This window comes from Thermohalobaculum sediminis, from assembly GCF_023487995.1.
Taxonomy (GTDB): Bacteria; Pseudomonadota; Alphaproteobacteria; order Rhodobacterales; family Rhodobacteraceae; genus Thermohalobaculum; species Thermohalobaculum sediminis.
Map to the genome: position 1 here is coordinate 516,858 of NZ_JAMFKN010000003.1, position 17,009 is coordinate 533,866.

A 17,009-nucleotide genomic window follows, 5' to 3' on the forward strand; every position below is an offset into this window, starting at 1 on the left:
CGGCAGGACAGCGGCGATCGCGCCGCACTGGCAGGGAGGACGGCCCGATGACGGCAATCAGCGACTATTACAGCGCGGTGCAACTGCGCTTCGACCGCTGGAGCGCGCTGCGGCAGCTGACCTCGGAACTCGCCCGCACCGGCCGCTCGGCCCGCGGCGCGGCGGGGCTGGCGAAGAAGATCGGCGCCGTCTTCGACCAGCTCGCGCCGATCGAGACCTACTGGGCGTTCCCCGGTTCCTCGGCCTTCGACTTCCTGCGCCGCCAGTTCGAGCATGGCAACGACGAGGACCTCGCCTTCTCGGTGCGCCGGGTCGCGCGGGCGCTCACCTCGGGCGCCTATCGCCGCCGGCGCATCACGCTGGCGCGCGAGGACGCCGACATCGAGGAGGTCGAGGACGAGCAGACCCAGCCGATCGAGGCCCGCGCCCTCTCGCGCCCCTATTTCGAGGTGCTGATCGTCGATGACCTGACCGAGGCGCAGGACCGCTTCCTGCGCCACAGCCTCGAGCGGATGCGCCGTCCCGAGGACGCCTTCATCTACGAATCCGTCGTGGTTCCCAGCCTCGAGGACGCGCTGATCGCGATCCTGTTCAACCACAACATCCAGGCCGTGGTGGTCCGACCCGGTCTTACGCTCAAGTCCGAGAATACGCTGCCGATCCTCACGCGCTACCTCAACCGCGTGGGCGAGGAGGACGTCGATACCCTCTCGCCCGAGGACTACGGGCCCGAGCTTTGTCGCCTCATCGCCAAGGTGCGGCCCGAGCTCGACGCGTATCTGGTGACCGACCGCTCGGTCGAGGAGATCGCCGGGCGCGACCTCGGCGGCTGCCGGCGGGTGTTCTACAACCAAGAGGACTTCCTCGAACTCCACCTCAACATCCTGCGCGGCATCAGCACCCGCTACAGGACACCCTTCTTCACCGCGCTGAAGGAGTATTCCAAGCAGCCCACCGGCGTCTTCCACGCCATGCCGATCAGCCGCGGCAAGTCGATCTCGCGCTCGCACTGGATCCAGGACATGGGCGCGTTCTACGGCTCGAACATCTTCCTCGCCGAGACCTCGGCCACCTCCGGCGGGCTCGACAGCCTGCTCGAGCCCCACGGACCGATCAAGGAGGCGCAGGAGAAGGCGGCCCGGGCCTTCGGCTCCAAGCAGACCTTCTTCGCCACGAACGGCACCTCGACCTGCAACAAGATCGTCGTGCAGGCGCTGGTTCGGCCCGGCGACATCGTGCTGGTCGACCGCGACTGCCACAAGTCGCACCATTACGGCATGGTGCTGGCCGGGGCCGAGGTGGTCTATCTCGACAGCTATCCGCTCGATGCCTGGTCGATGTACGGCGCGGTGCCGCTGCGCGAGATCAAGCACATGCTGCTGACGCTCAAGGCCGCGGGCAAGCTCGACCGGGTGCGGATGCTGCTGCTGACGAACTGCACCTTCGACGGCATCGTCTACAACGTCGAGCGGGTGATGGAGGAATGCCTCGCCATCAAGCCCGACCTCGTGTTCCTGTGGGACGAGGCGTGGTTCGCCTTCGCGCGCTTCGGCCCCACCTACCGCCAGCGCACCGGGATGAATGCCGCCAATGTCCTGCGCGAGCGGCTGCGCAGCCCCGAGCATCGCATCGCGTGGGAAAAACAGCAGGCCAAGCTCCAGGACGCGGACGACGAGGCGCTTCTCAAGGCCCGGCTTATCCCGCCGCCCGACGCGCGGGTGCGGGTCTACACCACGCAATCGACCCACAAGACGCTGACGGCGCTGAGGCAGGGCTCGATGATCCATGTCAACGATCAGGACTTCAAGGGCGAGGTCGAGCAGGCCTTCCATGAGGCCTACATGACCCACACCTCGACCTCGCCCAACTACCAGATCATCGCCTCGCTCGACGTGGGCCGCCGGCAGGTCGAGCTCGAAGGCTTCGAATTCGTCCAGCGCCAGGTCGAGGCGGCGATGTCGATGCGGCGTGCGATCGCGACCCACCCGCTGCTGAAGAAATACTTCAAGGTCCTGACCGCCGGCGACATGATCCCCGAGCGCTACCGCGAGAGCGGCGTCAGTTCCTACTACGACCCCGACCAGGGCTGGGCGGACATCTGGGAGTCGTGGGCGCGCGACGAGTTCGTGCTCGACGCCACGCGAGTGACACTGGCGGTCGGCGGCACCGGCTGGGACGGCGACACCTTCAAGACCCGGATCCTGATGGACAAGTACGGGATCCAGATCAACAAGACCTCGCGCAACACCGTGCTGTTCATGACGAACATCGGCACGACGCGCTCGTCGGTCGCCTACCTCATCGAGGTACTGGTGGGCATCGCGCGAGAGCTCGACGACCTGCTCGACGACGCCTCGCGGATGGAGCGGCTGAGCTTCGAGAACCGCGTCAAAAGCCTCACGGTGGACCTGCCGCCACTGCCGGACTTCAGCCGCTTCCACACCGCGTTCCGCGCCCGCGACAACAGCGGCACGCCCGAGGGCGACATGCGCTCGGCCTTCTTCCTCGCCTATGACGAGGCGAACTGCGACTACATCGACCTGCACGGCGCGCTGTCCGAGGAGATCCGGCACCGCGAGGTGGTCTCGGCAAGCTTCATCATCCCCTACCCGCCGGGGTTCCCGATCCTGGTGCCGGGGCAGGTCATCAGCGAGGAGATCCTCGCCTTCATGCGCGCGCTAGACGTCAACGAGATCCACGGCTACCGGCCGGATCTGGGCCTGCGCGTGTTCACCGACGAGGCGCTCTCGCGCCATGCATCCAAGGCCATGCCGCGCGCGGCGGAATGAACGACAGGGAGGGACACATGCCGAAGAAGACGCTCAAGAACATCTCCGAGATCCGCCGCTACTTCCACCGCAACGAGGAGCCGATCTATTTCGTCTCGGCCACCAACTTCAACCTGCTCGGGCTCGACGAATGGGTGAAGAACTTCAAGTATATCAACTATCTAGACTGCTATGACGGCCGCCATCCCAACGTCTTCGTGCCGCCCGAGATGCCGCATGACGAGTTCCAGTCGATCGAGGATATCAACAACTACCTGCTCAGCCACAAGCAGGTGATCGACTTTCTCAAGCGCCGTGGCGGCAAGCCGAAATTCGTGTTCCTGATGTTCGACCAGACGACCGAGAAGCTGGCCAAGGAGCTTGGCGCCGAGGTCTGGTTCCCCAAGGCCAAGCTGCGCGAGAAATGCGACAACAAGATCGAGACCGTGCGCATCGGCAACAAGGCCGGCGTGCCTTCGGTGCCGAACACGCTGTCGGAGGTGAAGGACTACAAGCACCTCCAGACGGTCTGCGAGAAGGCCGGGCTCGGCCACGACCTCGTGCTGCAATCGGCCTTCGGGGACAGCGGCCACACCACCTTCTTCATCAAGTCCGAAGCCGATTTCCGCCGCCACGAGCACGAGATCGTGGGCCAGGGCGAGATCAAGATCATGAAGCGCATCGACTGCCGCGGCTCGGCGATCGAGGCTTGCGCCACCAAGAAGGGCACGATCGTGGGCCCGCTGATGACCGAGCTCGTGGGCTTCAAGGAGCTCACCCCCTATCGCGGCGGCTGGTGCGGCAACGAGATCTTCCCGACCGCCTTCGCCCCCAAGGTCCGCCAGCAGGCCCGGGATCTCACCTTCAAGTTCGGCGAGCAGCTCAAGAAGGAAGGCTATCGCGGCTACTTCGAGCTCGACTTCCTGATCGACAAGAAGACGGGCGATCTGTGGCTGGGCGAGCTGAACCCGCGCATCACGGGCGCAAGCTCGATGACCAACCACGCGGCCTTCGCCCATGCGGACGCGCCCTTGTTCCTCTTCCATCTGCTCGAATTCTCGGGCAAGGACTTCGATCTCGATGTCGAGGAGCTGAACGCCCGCTGGGCCGACCCCGACATGATCGATTCCTGGTCGCAGATGGTCATCAAGCACACCGACGACAGCGTGGACATCCTGACCGGCGCGCCCGAGAGCGGCATCTACCGCATGCTCGACGACGGCCGCGTGGTGTTCGACCGCTTCGACTATCACCGCCGCGCGGTCGAGTCGGAGCGCGAGGCGTTCTTCCTGCGCATCCTCAAGCCCGGCGATTACCGCTACGAGGGCGCCGATCTCGGCATCCTCGTCACGCGGGGCCGGTCGATGACCAACAACTTCAAGCTGACCGACCGCGCGCAGAAGTGGATCCACGGCATCAAGCAGGCCTTCTCGGCCCGCCCGCTGCCGTCAGCCGCGGCGCTGACCGACCCGGCCTTCAAGATCCTCTGAGGCGATGGAGCTGCTGTTTCGCGCGATCGACGACGGGGGCCGCCGCGATGGCGGCCCTCATGACGCATGGGCCGCGCAGTTCCGGGCGCACTGGCCGGGCTATCGCGCCTGGTGGACGCGCGAGGGCGTGAAGGCGCGGCCCACCTATCTCGCGAGCCGCACCGCCATTGCCACCCACATGCCCGAGATCCTGGGTCTCTACGACGAGATGGCCGAGCGCGCGGGCGGTGGCGACACGGAGGCACGCTTTCTCAGCTTCTGGTGCCCGCCGCCCTATCTCTCGGGCTGCTCACAGGCGATCTGGCCGGGGCCCGAGCCGATGCTGGTGCGCAACTACGACTACAATCCCCATGCCTTCGACGCCGTGGTGCTGCGCACGGACTGGCAGGGGCGGCGGGTGATCGGCACCTCGGACGGCATGTTCGGGCTGGTGGACGGGATGAACGATGCGGGGCTCGCGGTCTCACTCACCTTCGGCGGGCGGCGCGTGGTGGGGACCGGATTCGGCGTGCCGCTGATCCTGCGCTACGTGCTCCAGACCTGCGAGACGGCCGAGGAAGCGGGCCGCGCGCTCGCGCGGCTGCCCACCCACATGAGCTACAACGTGACCGTCGTGGATGCCGAGCGGCGCTATCTGACCGCCTTCCTCTCGCCCGACCGGGGCACCACGATCACCCATGCGGCGGTCGCGACCAACCATCAGGAGCGGGTCGAGTGGTCGAGCCATGCCCGCTTCACCGCGACCGTCGAGCGCGAGCGCTTCCTGCTGCACCGCCTGACGCTGCATGTCGAGCCGGCCGAGAAGTTCATCGCGGCCTTCCTCAAGCCGCCGCTCTACTCGCTCGCCTATGGCGCGGGATTCGGCACGCTCTACACGGCGGTCTATCAAGTGGCCGGGCGGGAGATGGCGCTGCACTGGCCCGGCACCTCGTGGCGACTGCCGCTCGACGGCCCGGTCGAGGGCGCGCGCGCCGTCGCCTATCCCGAGGCCGCCTGACCGCGGAACGGAGAGTTGGACCCATGCGCATCCTCGAGACCGCGATCTACGCCGCGAACCTCGCCGAGACCGCCGCCTTCTACGAGACGGTGCTGGGGCTCGAGCGCTTCTCCGAGGTTCCGGGCCGCCACGTGTTCTTCCGCGTCGAGGGGGCCGTGCTGCTGATCTTCCGGCCCGAGGCGACCCGGCAGCCGCCCGCACCGGGCGCCCTGCCCGTGCCGCCGCACGGACCCGAGGGTCCGGGCCATGTCTGCTTTGCCGCGAGCCTTGCCGAGATCGGCCGCTGGCGCGATCGGCTCGAGGCCGCGGGGGTCGGGATCGAGAGCGACTTCCAGTGGCCGCAGGGCGGGCGCTCGATCTATTTCCGCGATCCCGCCGGCAATTCGGTCGAGCTCGCCGAGCCGCGGATCTGGGGGCTTTGACGCGAGCCCCGTGAATTTCTCCTGATCCCCGGGCTCGCGCCCCGGGGTCTCGCGATCCTCTGCCGGCGCCGCAGTCCCGCGCTTCCCCGGCCCTCGAGCCGGGGCCTCCTTCACGAAGGCCCCCGAGGCCCCGGGGCGCGACCCCGGGGCAGCGGCAAGCGCCGCCGTACGCACTCGCCCCCCGATTTCCGTTGCACACCCCCTGCCCGCCGGGGCAATCAGGGCGGGCCGAACAGCCGAGGGAGGAGATGAGATGACCGGCAGGATCGAGACGCGCCTCGCGGAGATGGGGCTGACGCTGCCCGCACCGGCCAAGCCCGTGGCGTCCTATGTGCCTTACGTCCAGACCGGGAACCTCCTGTTCATGTCGGGGCAGGTCCCGTTCGGCATCGATCCCCTGCCCACCGGCACGCTGACGGCCGCCGACCACGCGCAGGGCGCGCCGGCCGAGGGCTCGCGGCTTGCGGCGGCGCAGGCAGCGGCCCGGCAGTGCGGGCTCAACCTGCTCGCGCAGGCAAAGGCAGCGACGGGCGATCTCGACCGCATCCGGCGGGTGGTCAAGCTCGTGGGCTTCGTGAACTGTGATGCCAGCTTCACGCAGCAGCCGGTGGTGGTGAACGGCGCCTCGGACCTGATGAAAGCGGTGTTCGGCGAGGCGGGCGAGCACGCCCGCTCGGCCGTGGGCTCGTCCTCGCTGCCCTTGGGCGTCATGGTCGAAGTCGAGGCGGTGTTCGAGATCGGGTGACCGGGGCGGCCTCGGGTCGATCTTCGGGGCACCGGCTCGAAGGCCAGGGCTGCGGTGACAGGTGCTGGTCGAAGCGGTGAAGCGCCGCTGTCCCGGGCCTGATCCGGAGCCTCACTGATCTCGCGTCGCTCCGCGAGGTCCCGGCTCGGAGGCCGGGGCTGCGAGGCGAGATGCGAGCGGACCGCACGTCCCTCGCTGTCCCGGGCTTGACCCGGGACCCAGCTCAGCCCGAGCCCTTCAGCGCGCCGCCGCCTCGGCCCCGAAATAGCTCTCGGCCGGCAGGAACTTGGCCATCCGCGCGGCGTCGGCCCAGGCCCGTTCAGCGCCGCGGGTGCCGATCATCACCACCGCGTCCGAGGGCAGCTTCAAGGGATCGAGCACAGCACGGATCGCGGCGCGCCCCTCGGGCAGGGGCGCGCGCGGCATCGGCGCGCGCCCCGCCGCGGCGAAGCCCAGCCGCACCTCGGCGGTCAGGGCGGCGCGCAGCGCCTCGGGGTCGCCGTCCGGCTCGGCCAGCAGGAGCCGCTCGCAGCGCGCGAGATCCCGCAGCTTGGCGGCGGTTCGATCCGGCAGCTCGACGGTGCGCGCAAGCCTCAGCCCGATCGCCTCGCAGGTGAACAGGAACCCCACGATGTCGCGCCCCGAGCCGAGCAGGATCGAGGCATAGGCGGGATAGGCGAGCCCCAGTTCGCGCGCCCGTGCCACCCGGCGGCGGATGATCTCGAGCGGCAGTTTCGGCAAGAGCTCCTTGCGCGCCACCGTCCAGGCGTGGCGGCGGAACCTGCGCCCGGCCTCGATCGGCGGACCCTGGTTGTGGCCAATGCCGGCGATCCGCTCGCCCGCGAAGCTGGAAAAGGGTGAATGCATCATCGCCCCTATGCGCTGCCGATCAGGATGCCCGCGGCGAACACCAGCGAGCCGCCCACGATCACCTGAAACGCCGCGCGAAGGAAGGGTGTCTCCATGTAGCGATTCTGGATCCAGGCGATCGCCCAGAGCTCGAACACCACGACGATCATGGCGATGATCGTGGCCGTCCAGAAGTCGGGGATAAGATAAGGCAGCGCGTGGCCCAGCCCCCCGACCGTGGTCATCACCCCGCAAGCGATCCCGCGCTTCACCGGCGAGCCGCGGCCCGAGATCTTGCCGTCGTCCGACACCGCCTCGGTGAAGCCCATCGAGATGCCAGCCCCCACCGACGCTGCGAGCCCCACGAGGAATGTCGAATGCGTGTCCATGGTCGCGAAGGCCGCGGCGAAGATCGGCGCGAGCGTCGAGACCGATCCGTCCATCAACCCCGCAAGCCCGGGCTGCACATAGGTCAGCACGAACTGTCGATGCGCGGCGCGGCCCTCCTCCTCGGCCACCTCGCCGGGGACGTGGCGCTCCTCGAGCCTGGCGGCCGTGCGCTCGTGTCCGGCCTCGGCGGCGGCGAGGTCGCCCAGCAGCTTGCGCGTCTCGGCGTCTGTGGCCTGCTTGGCGGCGGCGACGTAGAAGTCATGCGCCTCGCGCTCCATGTTCCCGGCTTCCTCGCGCATCCGCTCGACGCCGAGGTTCTCGACCAGCCAGACCGGGCGGCGCGTGTAGTAGCCCGAGACGTGCTCGCGCCTCAGCGGCAGGATCACCTCGCCGAAGCGCTTGCGATAGACCTCGATCAGGCGCTGGCGATGGCGGTCTTCCTCGGCCGCCATCTCCTCGAACATCGTCGCCGAGGCGGGAAAGGTTTCGCGCAGGCGCTCGGCGTAGAGCCGGTAGATGCGCGCATCGTCCTCCTCGGCCGAGATCGCGAGCGCGAGAATCTCGCGCTCGCCCAGCTCCGAGAAGCGGCGGCGGTTGGTGAAGCGAGTGAGAATCATCGGAACCCGAGTTTAGAACAATTCTAAGCGAGAATTGTCCGTTGCGGCTCCGCGCGCAACCCCCTGCGTCGCTCGGGCCGCTCAGCCCTGATACCCGCCCATCGCGCAGATGATGCGCCATTCCTCGTCCGAGACCGGCACCACCGACAGGCGCGACTGGCGCACCAGCGCGAAGTCCGAAAGACGCGGCTCGGCCTTGATCTCGGCCAGCGTGACCGGCCGGGGCATCGGCGCGACCGCCCGGATGTCCACGCATTCCCAGCGCGGATCGTCGGTGGTGGTGTCGGGATGCGCGAGCGCGCAGACCTCGACGATGCCGACGATGCGTTTCTCGTCCACCGAGTGGTAGAAGAAGCCGAGGTCACCCAGCTTCATCGCCTTCATGTTGTTGCGCGCCTGGTAGTTGCGCACGCCGTCCCACTGCTCGCCGGCGGCGCCCTTCGCGAGCTGATCGTCCCAGCCCCACGTGCCGGGTTCGGATTTGAACAGCCAGTAGGCCATGGATCGCTCCCTGATGTGGTCAATCGTTCCGGGATATGGCGGTGCGCGCCGTCTCGGCCACCCGGGCGGGGCCGTCATCTGCCCCAAGCCGCGTCCAGCAGATCTTGCCAAGGTCGTAGCCGGCCTGCATCGCCACCACGCGGGCATCGGCGTCCGACACGTCGCCCGCCCGCGCTTCGACCCGCGCCGTCAGCGTGGCCTTCGGCGCGTCGAGCCAGAGGCCGGTGAAGGCCGCCCCCGCCTCGGCCGCCAACGCCGCCACCGCCTCGCGCTCGGCCTCGCGCAGATGGGCTGCGTCGAGGATCACCGTGGCGCCCCCCGCCAGCGCCATGCGCGCGCGCCGGGCCATCGTGGCGTAGACTTCGGTCGAGACTTCCGGCGCATAGGCGTCTTTCGGCAGGCGCTCGGCCTCCTCCGCCCCCCACATTGCCTTGCGGATCGCGTCAGAGCGCAGCACCACGGCGTCGAGGGGCCCTGCGAGCGCGCGCGCCAGCGTCGACTTGCCCGAGCCCGAGAGGCCCCCGACCGCGATCAGCCGTGGCCGGCGGGGCGCTTCCAGATAGCCGCGCGCCAGCTCGGCATAGGCCCGGGCTTCGTCCGCCGCGCCCTCGCCGCCGCAGGTCTCGACGGTCAGTCCCGCCACCTTCGCCCGGATCGCGGCGCGGCAGGCGCGGTAGAGGGGCAAGAGGCCGAGCCCGCCATATGCGACCTGCTCGCCCTCCCCGTCCGCGGCCATCCGCTCGGCCCAGGCATTGAAGGTGACGCTGGCCAGATCGCGCCGCCCGCGATGATCGAGGTCCATCATCAGGAAGGCCAGATCATAGAGCGGGTCGATGTCGGTCAGTTCGTCGTTGAAATCGATGCAGTCGAAGGGCGCGGGGCGGCCCTGCCACAGCACGATGTTGCGCAGGTGCAGATCGCCATGGCAGCGCCGGGCCGGGCGGGCCGCGGCCGCGGGCGCGAGCCGCCGGCCATGCTCGCGCAGGAGCCGGGCGACGGGGGCGGCGGCATCGCCGATGACCGACGCAAGGCGGTCGATCGCGCTCACCTCGGCCAGCGCAAGCTCGGGCAGCGGGCGCAGGCAGGGGCGGGCGGGGGCGCTGCGGTGCATGTCGGCCACGGCCTTGCCCGTCGCGTGCATCAGCCCCGCGTCGAGCCGCCCCTGGGCCGCCATGCGGTCGAAGAGGCCCGCGGCGTCGAAGCGGCGCATCAGCACCACGGGCTCGGCGCTTTCGGGCGCGGGCGGCGGGATCAGGCGCGGCGGCGCGTCCCCGATCCCGGCGAGCCCGAGATAGAGCCCCGGTGCGGTGCGCGAATTCTCGGCGATCTCGCGCAGGGCCGAGGCGCGGCGGCGGGCCCGCGTCGAGTAATCGAGAAAGCCGTAATCGACCGGGCGGCGCAGCTTGAAGGCGCGCTCGCCGGCGAGGAACACGGCCGCGGTGTGGGTGTCGATCCGCTCGGGGCGGGTGCCCCCATGGGTGGCGGGGTCGGCGAGGAATGCGGCGAACCGCTCGAACTCCGCGCTGTCCCCCTCACCGGCCATGGTTTCAGCCGACCACCCGCTTCCAGTCGCGGATCTCGACCGACTGGAACAGGCCCGCCGTGGCGTAAGGATCGGCCGCGCACCAGGCCTCGACGGTCGCGCGGTCGGGGGCCTCGAAGATCAGGAGAGAGCCGCACATCTCGCCTGCCGCGTCGAGGAAGGGTCCGGCCTGCTGGATCGCGCCGTCGGTCCCGCGGATATGCGCGAGATGCGCCTCGCGGTTGGACTTGCGGATCTCGATGGACCCAGGCTTGTCGATGCAGATGACGGCATAGAGCATGGCGTTCCTCCCTCGCGTGCGGGGCTCTCAATGCGCGATCGGCGCGCGGCCCGCAAGCCCGGACGTCAGGCCTTGGCGCCCTTCCTGCCCGAGCCGATGACGGGCGCGGCACTTTCGTCCAGCGGCCAGCGCGGGCGGGCGCGGACCTCGCCCGGCGCCTCGCCCGCGATCAGCCGCTCGGCACCCGCCCAGGCGATCATCGCGGCGTTGTCGGTGCAGAGCGCGAGTGGCGGGGCGACGGCCCGGAACCCCTCGGCGCGCGCCGCATCCTCGAGCGCGCCGCGCAAGGCCCGATTGGCGGCGACGCCGCCCGCGACCGCGATCACCGGCGCCTCGAGCCCCGGATGCCGCGCCCGGAAGGCGCGCATGGCGCGGGCGGTCTTGGCGCCCAGCACCTCGGCCACCGCCGCCTGGAACGAGGCGCAGAGGTCGGCCACGTCGCGCAGGAAAAGCCCACCCTGCGCCGCCACCAGCCGGTCGCGCGCCCGTACCACGGCGGTCTTGAGGCCCGAGAAGCTCATATCCGCACCCGGGCGGTCCATCAGCGGGCGGGGCAGGTCGAAGCGGGCAGGGTCGCCCGATGCCGCCCGGCGCTCGACCTCGGGGCCACCGGGAAAACCCAGGCCCAGCATCTTCGCCACCTTGTCGAACGCCTCGCCCGGCGCGTCGTCGATGGTCGAGCCGAGGCGGTGATACCGCCCGAGCCCCTCGACCGCGATCAGCTGGCAATGCCCGCCCGAGGCGAGCAGCAGCAGGTAAGGATAATCCACTCCGTCCGTCAGCCGCGGCGTGAGCGCGTGGCCCTCGAGATGGTTCACCCCGATCAGCGCCTTGCCCGCGCCCGCGGCGATGCCCCTCGCGGCCATCACCCCCGTCAGCACCCCGCCGATCAGCCCCGGCCCTGCCGTCACCGCGATGGCGTCGATGGCGTCGAGGCCGAGCCCCGCCTCGGCCAGCGCGCGGCGCACCACCAGATCCAGCCGCTCGGCATGGGCGCGGGCGGCGATCTCGGGCACCACGCCGCCAAAGGCCGCGTGCAGGTCCTCCTGCCCGAACACGGCGCTCGACAGGATCGCGCCCGGCCCCTGCGCCACGCCGACCTTGCCGCGCGCGCGCACCACCGCGGCCGCGGTCTCGTCGCAGCTCGATTCGATGCCAAGGATGGTCAGTTCCGTCGTCATGCGCTCTCCGCGCCCGCGCGGGCGTTGCGCGCCCGGGTCCCGCCTCTTACTAAGGTGCCGATGCCGCCACAGAAAGAGCCAAGATGACCGCAGGCCTGCCCAGCCCCGACCGACCCTTGCGCATCGGCACGCGCGGCTCGCCGCTGGCGCTGGCGCAGGCGCACGAGACGCGCGACCGGCTGATGGCGGCGCATGGCCTGCCCGAAGCGGCGTTCGAGATCGTCGTCGTCTCGGTGATGGGCGACCGGGTGCAGGACCGGGCGCTGTCCGAGATCGGCGGCAAGGGCCTGTTCACCAAGGAGATCGAGGACGGGCTTGCGGATGGCAGCCTCGACATCGCGGTCCATTCGATGAAGGACATGCCGACGGTGCTGCCCGACGGGCTCGCCATAACGGCGCTCCTGCCGCGCGAGGACGTGCGCGACGCCTTCATCAGCCACCGTCATGGCGGCATCGCCGACCTGCCCGCGGGCGCGGTGGTCGGCACTTCGTCGCTCAGGCGCCGGGCGCAGTTGCTGCATCGCAGGCCCGACCTTCGGGTAGTCGAGTTTCGCGGCAACGTGCAGACCCGGATGCGCAAGCTGGCTGAGGGCGTGGCCGAGGCGACATTCCTCGCCTGCGCGGGACTGCGGCGCCTGGGCCTCGAGCACGAGATCCGCGCCGCCATCGAACCCGACGCGATGCTGCCAGCGGTCGCGCAAGGCGCCATCGGGATCGAGAGCCGCGCCGATGACGCGCGTGTGCTCGGCCTGCTCGATGCCATCCACGACCGCCCAACGGGCACTTGCCTTGCCGCCGAGCGCGCCTTCCTCGGCGCCCTTGACGGCTCGTGCCGCACCCCGATCGGCGGTCTTGCGATGATCGAAGGCGCGGACCTCTGGTTCCGCGGCGAGATCATCCGCCCCGACGGCGCCATCCGCCACGCCACCGAGCGGCGCGGGCCGCTCTCGGACGCCGCCGCCATGGGCCGCAACGCGGCCGGCGAGTTGCGCGCGCTGGGCGGCGCCGGCTTCTTCGACATTTGATGGTCGACCCGGTCGTCCTCGTCACGCGGCCCGAGGCGGAAGCGGCCCGCGTGGTCGCCCGGCTTGCGGCGCTCGGGATCGCCGCGCTCGCCTGGCCGCTGACCGCGATCCGCTTTCTGCCGGGGCCCGTCGCGATCCCGGACGGAACGGGCGCGCTCCTGTTCACCTCGGCAAACGGCGTGGCGGCCTTTGCCCGCGCCTCGGCCCGGCGCGATCTGCCCGCGCTTTGCGTGGGCGAGCGGACCGCCGAGGCCGCGCGTCAGGCCGGATTTACGGATGCCGAATCAGCTGATGGCGACGTCCGTTCGCTTGCCCGCCTCGCCGCGTGCCACGGCGCGCGGGCCATGCTGCACCCGCGTGGCGAGGATGCGGCGGGGGATCTTGCGGGGCATCTGGCGCGGCACGGCATCGCGGTCGCCGAGGCAATTCTCTACGCTGCCGAGGAAACCGGCGCCGTGCCTCCGCCCATTTGCCAGGCGCTGGAGAGCGGCCGCCCCTGCGTCGTCACTGCCTGGTCGCCGCGGAATGCGGCGATCCTGGCGCGCCGATTCGCCGCGAATCCCGCATGGAGGCGCGAAAACCTGCATGCGGCGGCCATTTCCGACCGCGCTGCCGGTCCGTTGCGCGACGGGGGCCTCGGCGCCGTGACGGTGGCCGCACGCCCCGACGGCGACGCCATGCTCGACGCCATCGTGGCGGCGTGGCACGCCGCGGGGGACGTACAGGCACGGGACGGTGACAATCGGTCCTGACTTGGCACGTTGCCCCGAGGCGCCGGGGTTCCTAGTCTATAGAACACCTCTCCCGCTCGCGGGGGACGGGCTGCCACCGGACCGGGATTCGACAGGAAGGGGCCAAGAGCAATGAACCGCCCAAAGGACGACCAGAGGCCCTCGGACCCGAAGGACGACACGGCCGCGGCACAACCAAAGAACGAGTCCGACGCACTCGCTTCGCCCGAAGCGGCGGCGCCGCGTGAAACGGACAAGCCCACGGCCAACAGCGACCCCGCCGTCGAGCCGGCCACCGCCGAGGCGGACGAGGGCACCGGCGACGGCCGCCCGGCACCCGGCGACGATCCGGGCGTGAACGACGAGTGGCGAGAGGACACCGAGCCCGCAGCCGAGGTCCGAGGCGAGCCCGAACCCGAGCCCGAGCCCGAGCCCGAGCGCCCTGCCCCGGCGCGTGACGAGCGCGACGAGCGCGAGGTCCCCGACGAGGAGGAGGAGCACGGCATGGGCGTGGCTGCACGCATGCTGGTGCTGCTGCTGGTCTCCATCATCGGCGGGGTCGGCGCGCTCTACGCGGCGCCGAAGCTCGCGCCGCATGTGCCCGCAGGGGTCGCGAGATACCTCGTGCCCGGCGAGGCGGATGCGCAGGCCCGGATCGACGCGCTGGGCGAGGATCTCGCCGCCACGCGCGCCCGGCTCGATGCAGTCGAGGCCGCGCTGTCCGAACGCGCCGCGCAGGAGGCCGTCGTCGGCGTGGCCGAGGCGGTGACCGCGCTGGAGGCCCGGATCTCGGATCTCGAGACAGCGACGGCGACGCTGGGCAACGGGCTCGCGGCGCTGCGCGATGCGCCGCCCGCCGCCGCACCCTCGGTCGTTGCAGGCGAGACGCCCGAGGCGGTCGCGGACGCGCTTGCGGCGCTCACGGCCCGGCTCGACGCGGTGGCCGCCACCGCAGGGGCCGCCGCCCCCGCCGAGGCGCTGGCCGGGCTGCGGGCCGAGCTCGATGCGCTGGCCGGGCGCGTGGCAGCCGTCGAGACCAGCCGCGACGGCGAGCTCGCGCAGCTCGAGCAGGCCGTGCGTGCCTCGGCGCTCGAACGCGCGATCGGCGCCCTGGCCGAGCGGGCCCGGACCGGCCAGCCCTTCGAGGCCCAGCTTTCCGAGGTCGAGGCGATCTCGGGCGAGACGGCGCCCGCGCCGCTGGCCGGCGCGGCCGCGGGCGGCGTGCCGTCCACGCTCGAACTTGGCCGCACGATGCCGGATGCCGCGCGCGCCGCGCTGGCGGCCGACATCCGAGCGTCGGCCGAGCCGGGCCTGCTCGGCCAGCTCGGCGCCTGGGCGCGCAGCCAGGTGATCATGCGCCCGACGGTGGCGCGAGAGGGCGAGGACGTGGCCTCGGTGCTGAGCCGCGTCGGCGCGAAGCTCGAGGCCGGCGACGCCGGCGCGGCCGAGGCCGAGGTCGCGGCGCTGCCCGAACATGCCCGCGCGGCTATGGGCGGCTGGCTCGAGATGCTCGCCGCGCGCGCGGCGGCGGACAAGGCGCTGGCCGACTGGCTCGGCGCGCTGGGCGCCAGGGGCTGAGGTTAGGGGAGAGACGCATCATGCTGGGTTCGGTCATCAGGATCTCCCTCTTCATCGCGGTCGTGGCCGCGATCACCTTCGGCGTGAACCACCTGATGCAGACGCCGGGCGGCATCAGCATCCGCTTCGGCGAGTGGGAATTCGCGCTGACGCCGCTGATGTTCGTGGCGATGACGCTCGCGGGCTTTCTGGGCCTGTGGCTGCTGTTCAAGGTCGTGGGCCTCGCCATCGCGCTCCTGCGCTTCGTGATGGGCGACGAGACCGCCATCAGCCGCTTCTTCGACCGCAAGAACGAGCGCAGCGGCCTGCGCGCGTTGACGCAGGCGCTGGTCGCGCTGCAGAGCGGCGACGCGCGGCGCGCGAAGGCCAAGGCGCAGAAGGCCGAGCGCCTGCTGCAGAAGCCCGAGCTCACGCGCCTCGTCAGCGCCCAGGCGGCCGAGTTGGCCGGCGACCGCGACCGGGCGCGGATCTACTACAAGGCGCTCGCGGACGGAGAGGGCACCGAGTTCGTCGGCGTCCGCGGCCTGCTGCGCCTCGCCATGGAGGACGGCGACAGCGAGAAGGCGCTGGTGCTCGCGCGAACCGCGGCCGGGCTGAACGGCTCGGACGCCGAGGTGCTCGACGCGCTCTACACCCTGCAGAGCCGCAAGTTCGACTGGGCCGCCGCGCGCACCACGCTCGCCGCCCAGCGCCGCGCCAAGGCCCTGCCCGAGCCCGAGGCACGGCGCCGGGATGCCATGCTCGCGCTGGCGCAGTCCGAGGACGCCGAGGCGGCGGGGAATGCCGAGGCCGCGATGCGCTTTGCCGTCGAGGCGGCCAAGACCGATCCCGCGAACCCCGAGGCCGTGGGCTCGGCAGCGCGGCTGCTCGCGGCGGCAGGACAGGCGCGAACCGCCGCCAAGCTGATCACGGATGGCTGGAAGGTCGCGCCCTCGCCTGGCCTCGCCGCCGCCTTCGCCGCGCTTGAGCCCGACGAGGCGCCCGCCGCCCGGCGCCGCCGCTTCGAACGCCTGCTCGAGTCGAACCGCGACCATCCCGAGGGGCATTTCATCCGTGCCGAACTTGCGCTTCTGAACCGCGACTGGGCCGAGGCTCGATCGCAGATCCAGCGCATCGACGCCAACGAGCCGACCGCACGCTACTGCGCCATCATGGCCGCCATCGCGCGCGGCGAGGGGCGGCCCGAGAACGAGGTTCGCGCTTGGCTCGCCCGCGCGGTGGGCGCCCCGCGCGACGACGGCGCCGACGCGATCCTCGCCAACGCCGCCATGCTGCCGCTGATCATCGGCGACGATCCCGCGCCCCACGACACGGCGCCACGGCAGGGAACGAACGGCAGCGGCACCAAGGGCAGCGGCGACGGCGCAGCCGCCTCGACGGCCGAGGGCAATGGCGGCGACGCCGCCCGCGCGACCGTCCTCTGACCCCGCTTGCCAAACGGCGGGCCAGACACTATGGTCCGCCGCGTCCGGGGCGAGGGCTGCCGGTCAGCGTCGGGAGATGCACGTTCCGCGTGGTGCTCCGGAGGGTTGACGGGCAAAGCCGAGACCGCCTCCGTGACAGGCTGTTGAGACCGAAGACGACGGAGTTGCCGCAGTAGCTCAGCTGGTAGAGCAACGCATTCGTAATTAGCGGGTCCGCTCGCAAACTACGTTTGAGACCAGTTGGTTAGGCGCGGCGCGCTGTAACTAGTAGGGCCATAGTAGGGCCACGACAGAGAAGGATGCCGGTGTAGCTCAGCTGGTAGAGCACGTCATTCGTAATGATGGGGTCGGGGGTTCGAGTCCCTTCACCGGCACCATCCTTCTCAAGAAATGAGCCTCCCCAGACGATTTGGTCCACCTCTATGATGAAGCAGAGGAGGATCGAGAATGGCGAACAAGCACCACAAG

General features: G+C 70.7%; 15 protein-coding genes and 1 tRNA gene. 10 read left to right on the forward strand and 6 right to left on the reverse strand.

Features of this window, described 5'->3' with window-relative positions; translation table 11 throughout:
* The first annotated feature begins 47 nt into the window (after window positions 1-47).
* The 5 genes from M1105_RS09640 (at window position 48) to M1105_RS09660 (ending at window position 6,422) form a co-directional block, all read left to right on the forward strand.
* Window positions 48-2,789, forward strand: a complete 2,742-nt coding sequence (locus tag M1105_RS09640; RefSeq protein WP_249580138.1) for an aminotransferase class I/II-fold pyridoxal phosphate-dependent enzyme — start codon at window positions 48-50, stop codon at window positions 2,787-2,789.
* 17 nt (window positions 2,790-2,806) lie between these two features.
* Window positions 2,807-4,258 carry a biotin carboxylase gene (locus M1105_RS09645; RefSeq protein WP_249580139.1) on the forward strand — a complete coding sequence of 484 codons (1,452 nt, stop codon included), beginning with the start codon at window positions 2,807-2,809 and terminating at the stop codon, window positions 4,256-4,258.
* Between the two features lie 4 nt (window positions 4,259-4,262).
* Window positions 4,263-5,255 (forward strand): C45 family autoproteolytic acyltransferase/hydolase, encoded by a 993-nt coding sequence (locus M1105_RS09650; RefSeq protein WP_249580140.1) that lies wholly within the window; start codon window positions 4,263-4,265, stop codon window positions 5,253-5,255.
* A 23-nt stretch (window positions 5,256-5,278) separates the two neighbouring features.
* The gene (locus M1105_RS09655) at window positions 5,279-5,677 is read left to right on the forward strand and encodes a VOC family protein (RefSeq protein ID WP_249580141.1); all 399 of its coding nucleotides are present in this window, start codon (window positions 5,279-5,281) and stop codon (window positions 5,675-5,677) included.
* Window positions 5,678-5,930: 253 nt separating this feature from the next.
* Window positions 5,931-6,422 (forward strand): RidA family protein, encoded by a 492-nt coding sequence (locus tag M1105_RS09660; protein ID WP_249580142.1) that lies wholly within the window; start codon window positions 5,931-5,933, stop codon window positions 6,420-6,422.
* A gap of 237 nt (window positions 6,423-6,659) precedes the next feature.
* Here M1105_RS09660 and M1105_RS09665 read toward each other — a convergent pair whose 3' ends face one another.
* The 6 genes from M1105_RS09665 to tsaD all read right to left on the reverse strand — a co-directional run bounded on the left by M1105_RS09665 (window position 6,660) and on the right by tsaD (window position 11,783).
* Window positions 6,660-7,292: a hypothetical protein gene (locus M1105_RS09665; protein WP_249580143.1), complete on the reverse strand. Its 633-nt coding sequence runs from the start codon at window positions 7,290-7,292 to the stop codon at window positions 6,660-6,662.
* 5 nt (window positions 7,293-7,297) lie between these two features.
* Entirely contained in the window at window positions 7,298-8,278 is a 981-nt protein-coding gene (mbfA, locus tag M1105_RS09670; RefSeq protein WP_249580144.1) for an iron exporter MbfA, read from the reverse strand.
* 81 nt (window positions 8,279-8,359) lie between these two features.
* Complete coding sequence (locus tag M1105_RS09675) at window positions 8,360-8,779, reverse strand: EVE domain-containing protein (RefSeq protein ID WP_249580145.1); 420 nt, start codon at window positions 8,777-8,779, stop codon at window positions 8,360-8,362.
* 19 nt (window positions 8,780-8,798) lie between these two features.
* Window positions 8,799-10,322, reverse strand: coding sequence for a bifunctional aminoglycoside phosphotransferase/ATP-binding protein (locus M1105_RS09680; RefSeq protein WP_249580146.1), 1,524 nt, complete (start codon window positions 10,320-10,322; stop codon window positions 8,799-8,801).
* Between the two features lie 4 nt (window positions 10,323-10,326).
* Window positions 10,327-10,602 carry a YciI family protein gene (locus M1105_RS09685; protein ID WP_249580147.1) on the reverse strand — a complete coding sequence of 92 codons (276 nt, stop codon included), beginning with the start codon at window positions 10,600-10,602 and terminating at the stop codon, window positions 10,327-10,329.
* A 65-nt stretch (window positions 10,603-10,667) separates the two neighbouring features.
* Complete coding sequence (tsaD, locus tag M1105_RS09690) at window positions 10,668-11,783, reverse strand: tRNA (adenosine(37)-N6)-threonylcarbamoyltransferase complex transferase subunit TsaD (protein WP_249580148.1); 1,116 nt, start codon at window positions 11,781-11,783, stop codon at window positions 10,668-10,670.
* Between the two features lie 83 nt (window positions 11,784-11,866).
* Here tsaD and hemC point away from each other — a divergent pair, with 83 nt between their 5' ends.
* From hemC to M1105_RS09715, 5 genes are all read left to right on the forward strand, one after another.
* Window positions 11,867-12,808, forward strand: a complete 942-nt coding sequence (gene hemC / locus M1105_RS09695; protein ID WP_249580149.1) for a hydroxymethylbilane synthase — start codon at window positions 11,867-11,869, stop codon at window positions 12,806-12,808.
* Window positions 12,808-13,560: a uroporphyrinogen-III synthase gene (locus tag M1105_RS09700; RefSeq protein WP_249580150.1), complete on the forward strand. Its 753-nt coding sequence runs from the start codon at window positions 12,808-12,810 to the stop codon at window positions 13,558-13,560. Before hemC ends, M1105_RS09700 begins: the two co-directional genes overlap by 1 nt.
* Window positions 13,561-13,671: 111 nt before the next feature.
* Complete coding sequence (locus M1105_RS09705) at window positions 13,672-15,117, forward strand: hypothetical protein (protein WP_249580151.1); 1,446 nt, start codon at window positions 13,672-13,674, stop codon at window positions 15,115-15,117.
* Window positions 15,118-15,137: 20 nt separating this feature from the next.
* Entirely contained in the window at window positions 15,138-16,541 is a 1,404-nt protein-coding gene (locus tag M1105_RS09710) for a heme biosynthesis protein HemY (RefSeq protein ID WP_249580152.1), read from the forward strand.
* A gap of 301 nt (window positions 16,542-16,842) precedes the next feature.
* Window positions 16,843-16,918, forward strand: a tRNA-Thr gene (locus M1105_RS09715).
* The last annotated feature ends 91 nt before the right edge of the window (window positions 16,919-17,009 follow it).

What these genes read in the sequence shown, in the direction of transcription:
- M1105_RS09680 (WP_249580146.1), bottom strand. Translation starts at nt 10,322, where the DNA reads ATGGCCGGTGAGGGGGACAGCGCGGAGTTCGAGCGGTTCGCCGCATTC.
- mbfA (WP_249580144.1), bottom strand. Translation starts at nt 8,278, where the DNA reads ATGATTCTCACTCGCTTCACCAACCGCCGCCGCTTCTCGGAGCTGGGC.
- M1105_RS09685 (WP_249580147.1), bottom strand. Translation starts at nt 10,602, where the DNA reads ATGCTCTATGCCGTCATCTGCATCGACAAGCCTGGGTCCATCGAGATC.
- M1105_RS09675 (WP_249580145.1), bottom strand. Translation starts at nt 8,779, where the DNA reads ATGGCCTACTGGCTGTTCAAATCCGAACCCGGCACGTGGGGCTGGGAC.
- M1105_RS09705 (WP_249580151.1), top strand. Translation starts at nt 13,672, where the DNA reads ATGAACCGCCCAAAGGACGACCAGAGGCCCTCGGACCCGAAGGACGAC.
- hemC (WP_249580149.1), top strand. Translation starts at nt 11,867, where the DNA reads ATGACCGCAGGCCTGCCCAGCCCCGACCGACCCTTGCGCATCGGCACG.
- M1105_RS09665 (WP_249580143.1), bottom strand. Translation starts at nt 7,292, where the DNA reads ATGATGCATTCACCCTTTTCCAGCTTCGCGGGCGAGCGGATCGCCGGC.
- M1105_RS09650 (WP_249580140.1), top strand. Translation starts at nt 4,263, where the DNA reads ATGGAGCTGCTGTTTCGCGCGATCGACGACGGGGGCCGCCGCGATGGC.
- M1105_RS09660 (WP_249580142.1), top strand. Translation starts at nt 5,931, where the DNA reads ATGACCGGCAGGATCGAGACGCGCCTCGCGGAGATGGGGCTGACGCTG.
- tsaD (WP_249580148.1), bottom strand. Translation starts at nt 11,783, where the DNA reads ATGACGACGGAACTGACCATCCTTGGCATCGAATCGAGCTGCGACGAG.
- M1105_RS09645 (WP_249580139.1), top strand. Translation starts at nt 2,807, where the DNA reads ATGCCGAAGAAGACGCTCAAGAACATCTCCGAGATCCGCCGCTACTTC.
- M1105_RS09640 (WP_249580138.1), top strand. Translation starts at nt 48, where the DNA reads ATGACGGCAATCAGCGACTATTACAGCGCGGTGCAACTGCGCTTCGAC.
- M1105_RS09710 (WP_249580152.1), top strand. Translation starts at nt 15,138, where the DNA reads ATGCTGGGTTCGGTCATCAGGATCTCCCTCTTCATCGCGGTCGTGGCC.
- M1105_RS09655 (WP_249580141.1), top strand. Translation starts at nt 5,279, where the DNA reads ATGCGCATCCTCGAGACCGCGATCTACGCCGCGAACCTCGCCGAGACC.
- M1105_RS09700 (WP_249580150.1), top strand. Translation starts at nt 12,808, where the DNA reads ATGGTCGACCCGGTCGTCCTCGTCACGCGGCCCGAGGCGGAAGCGGCC.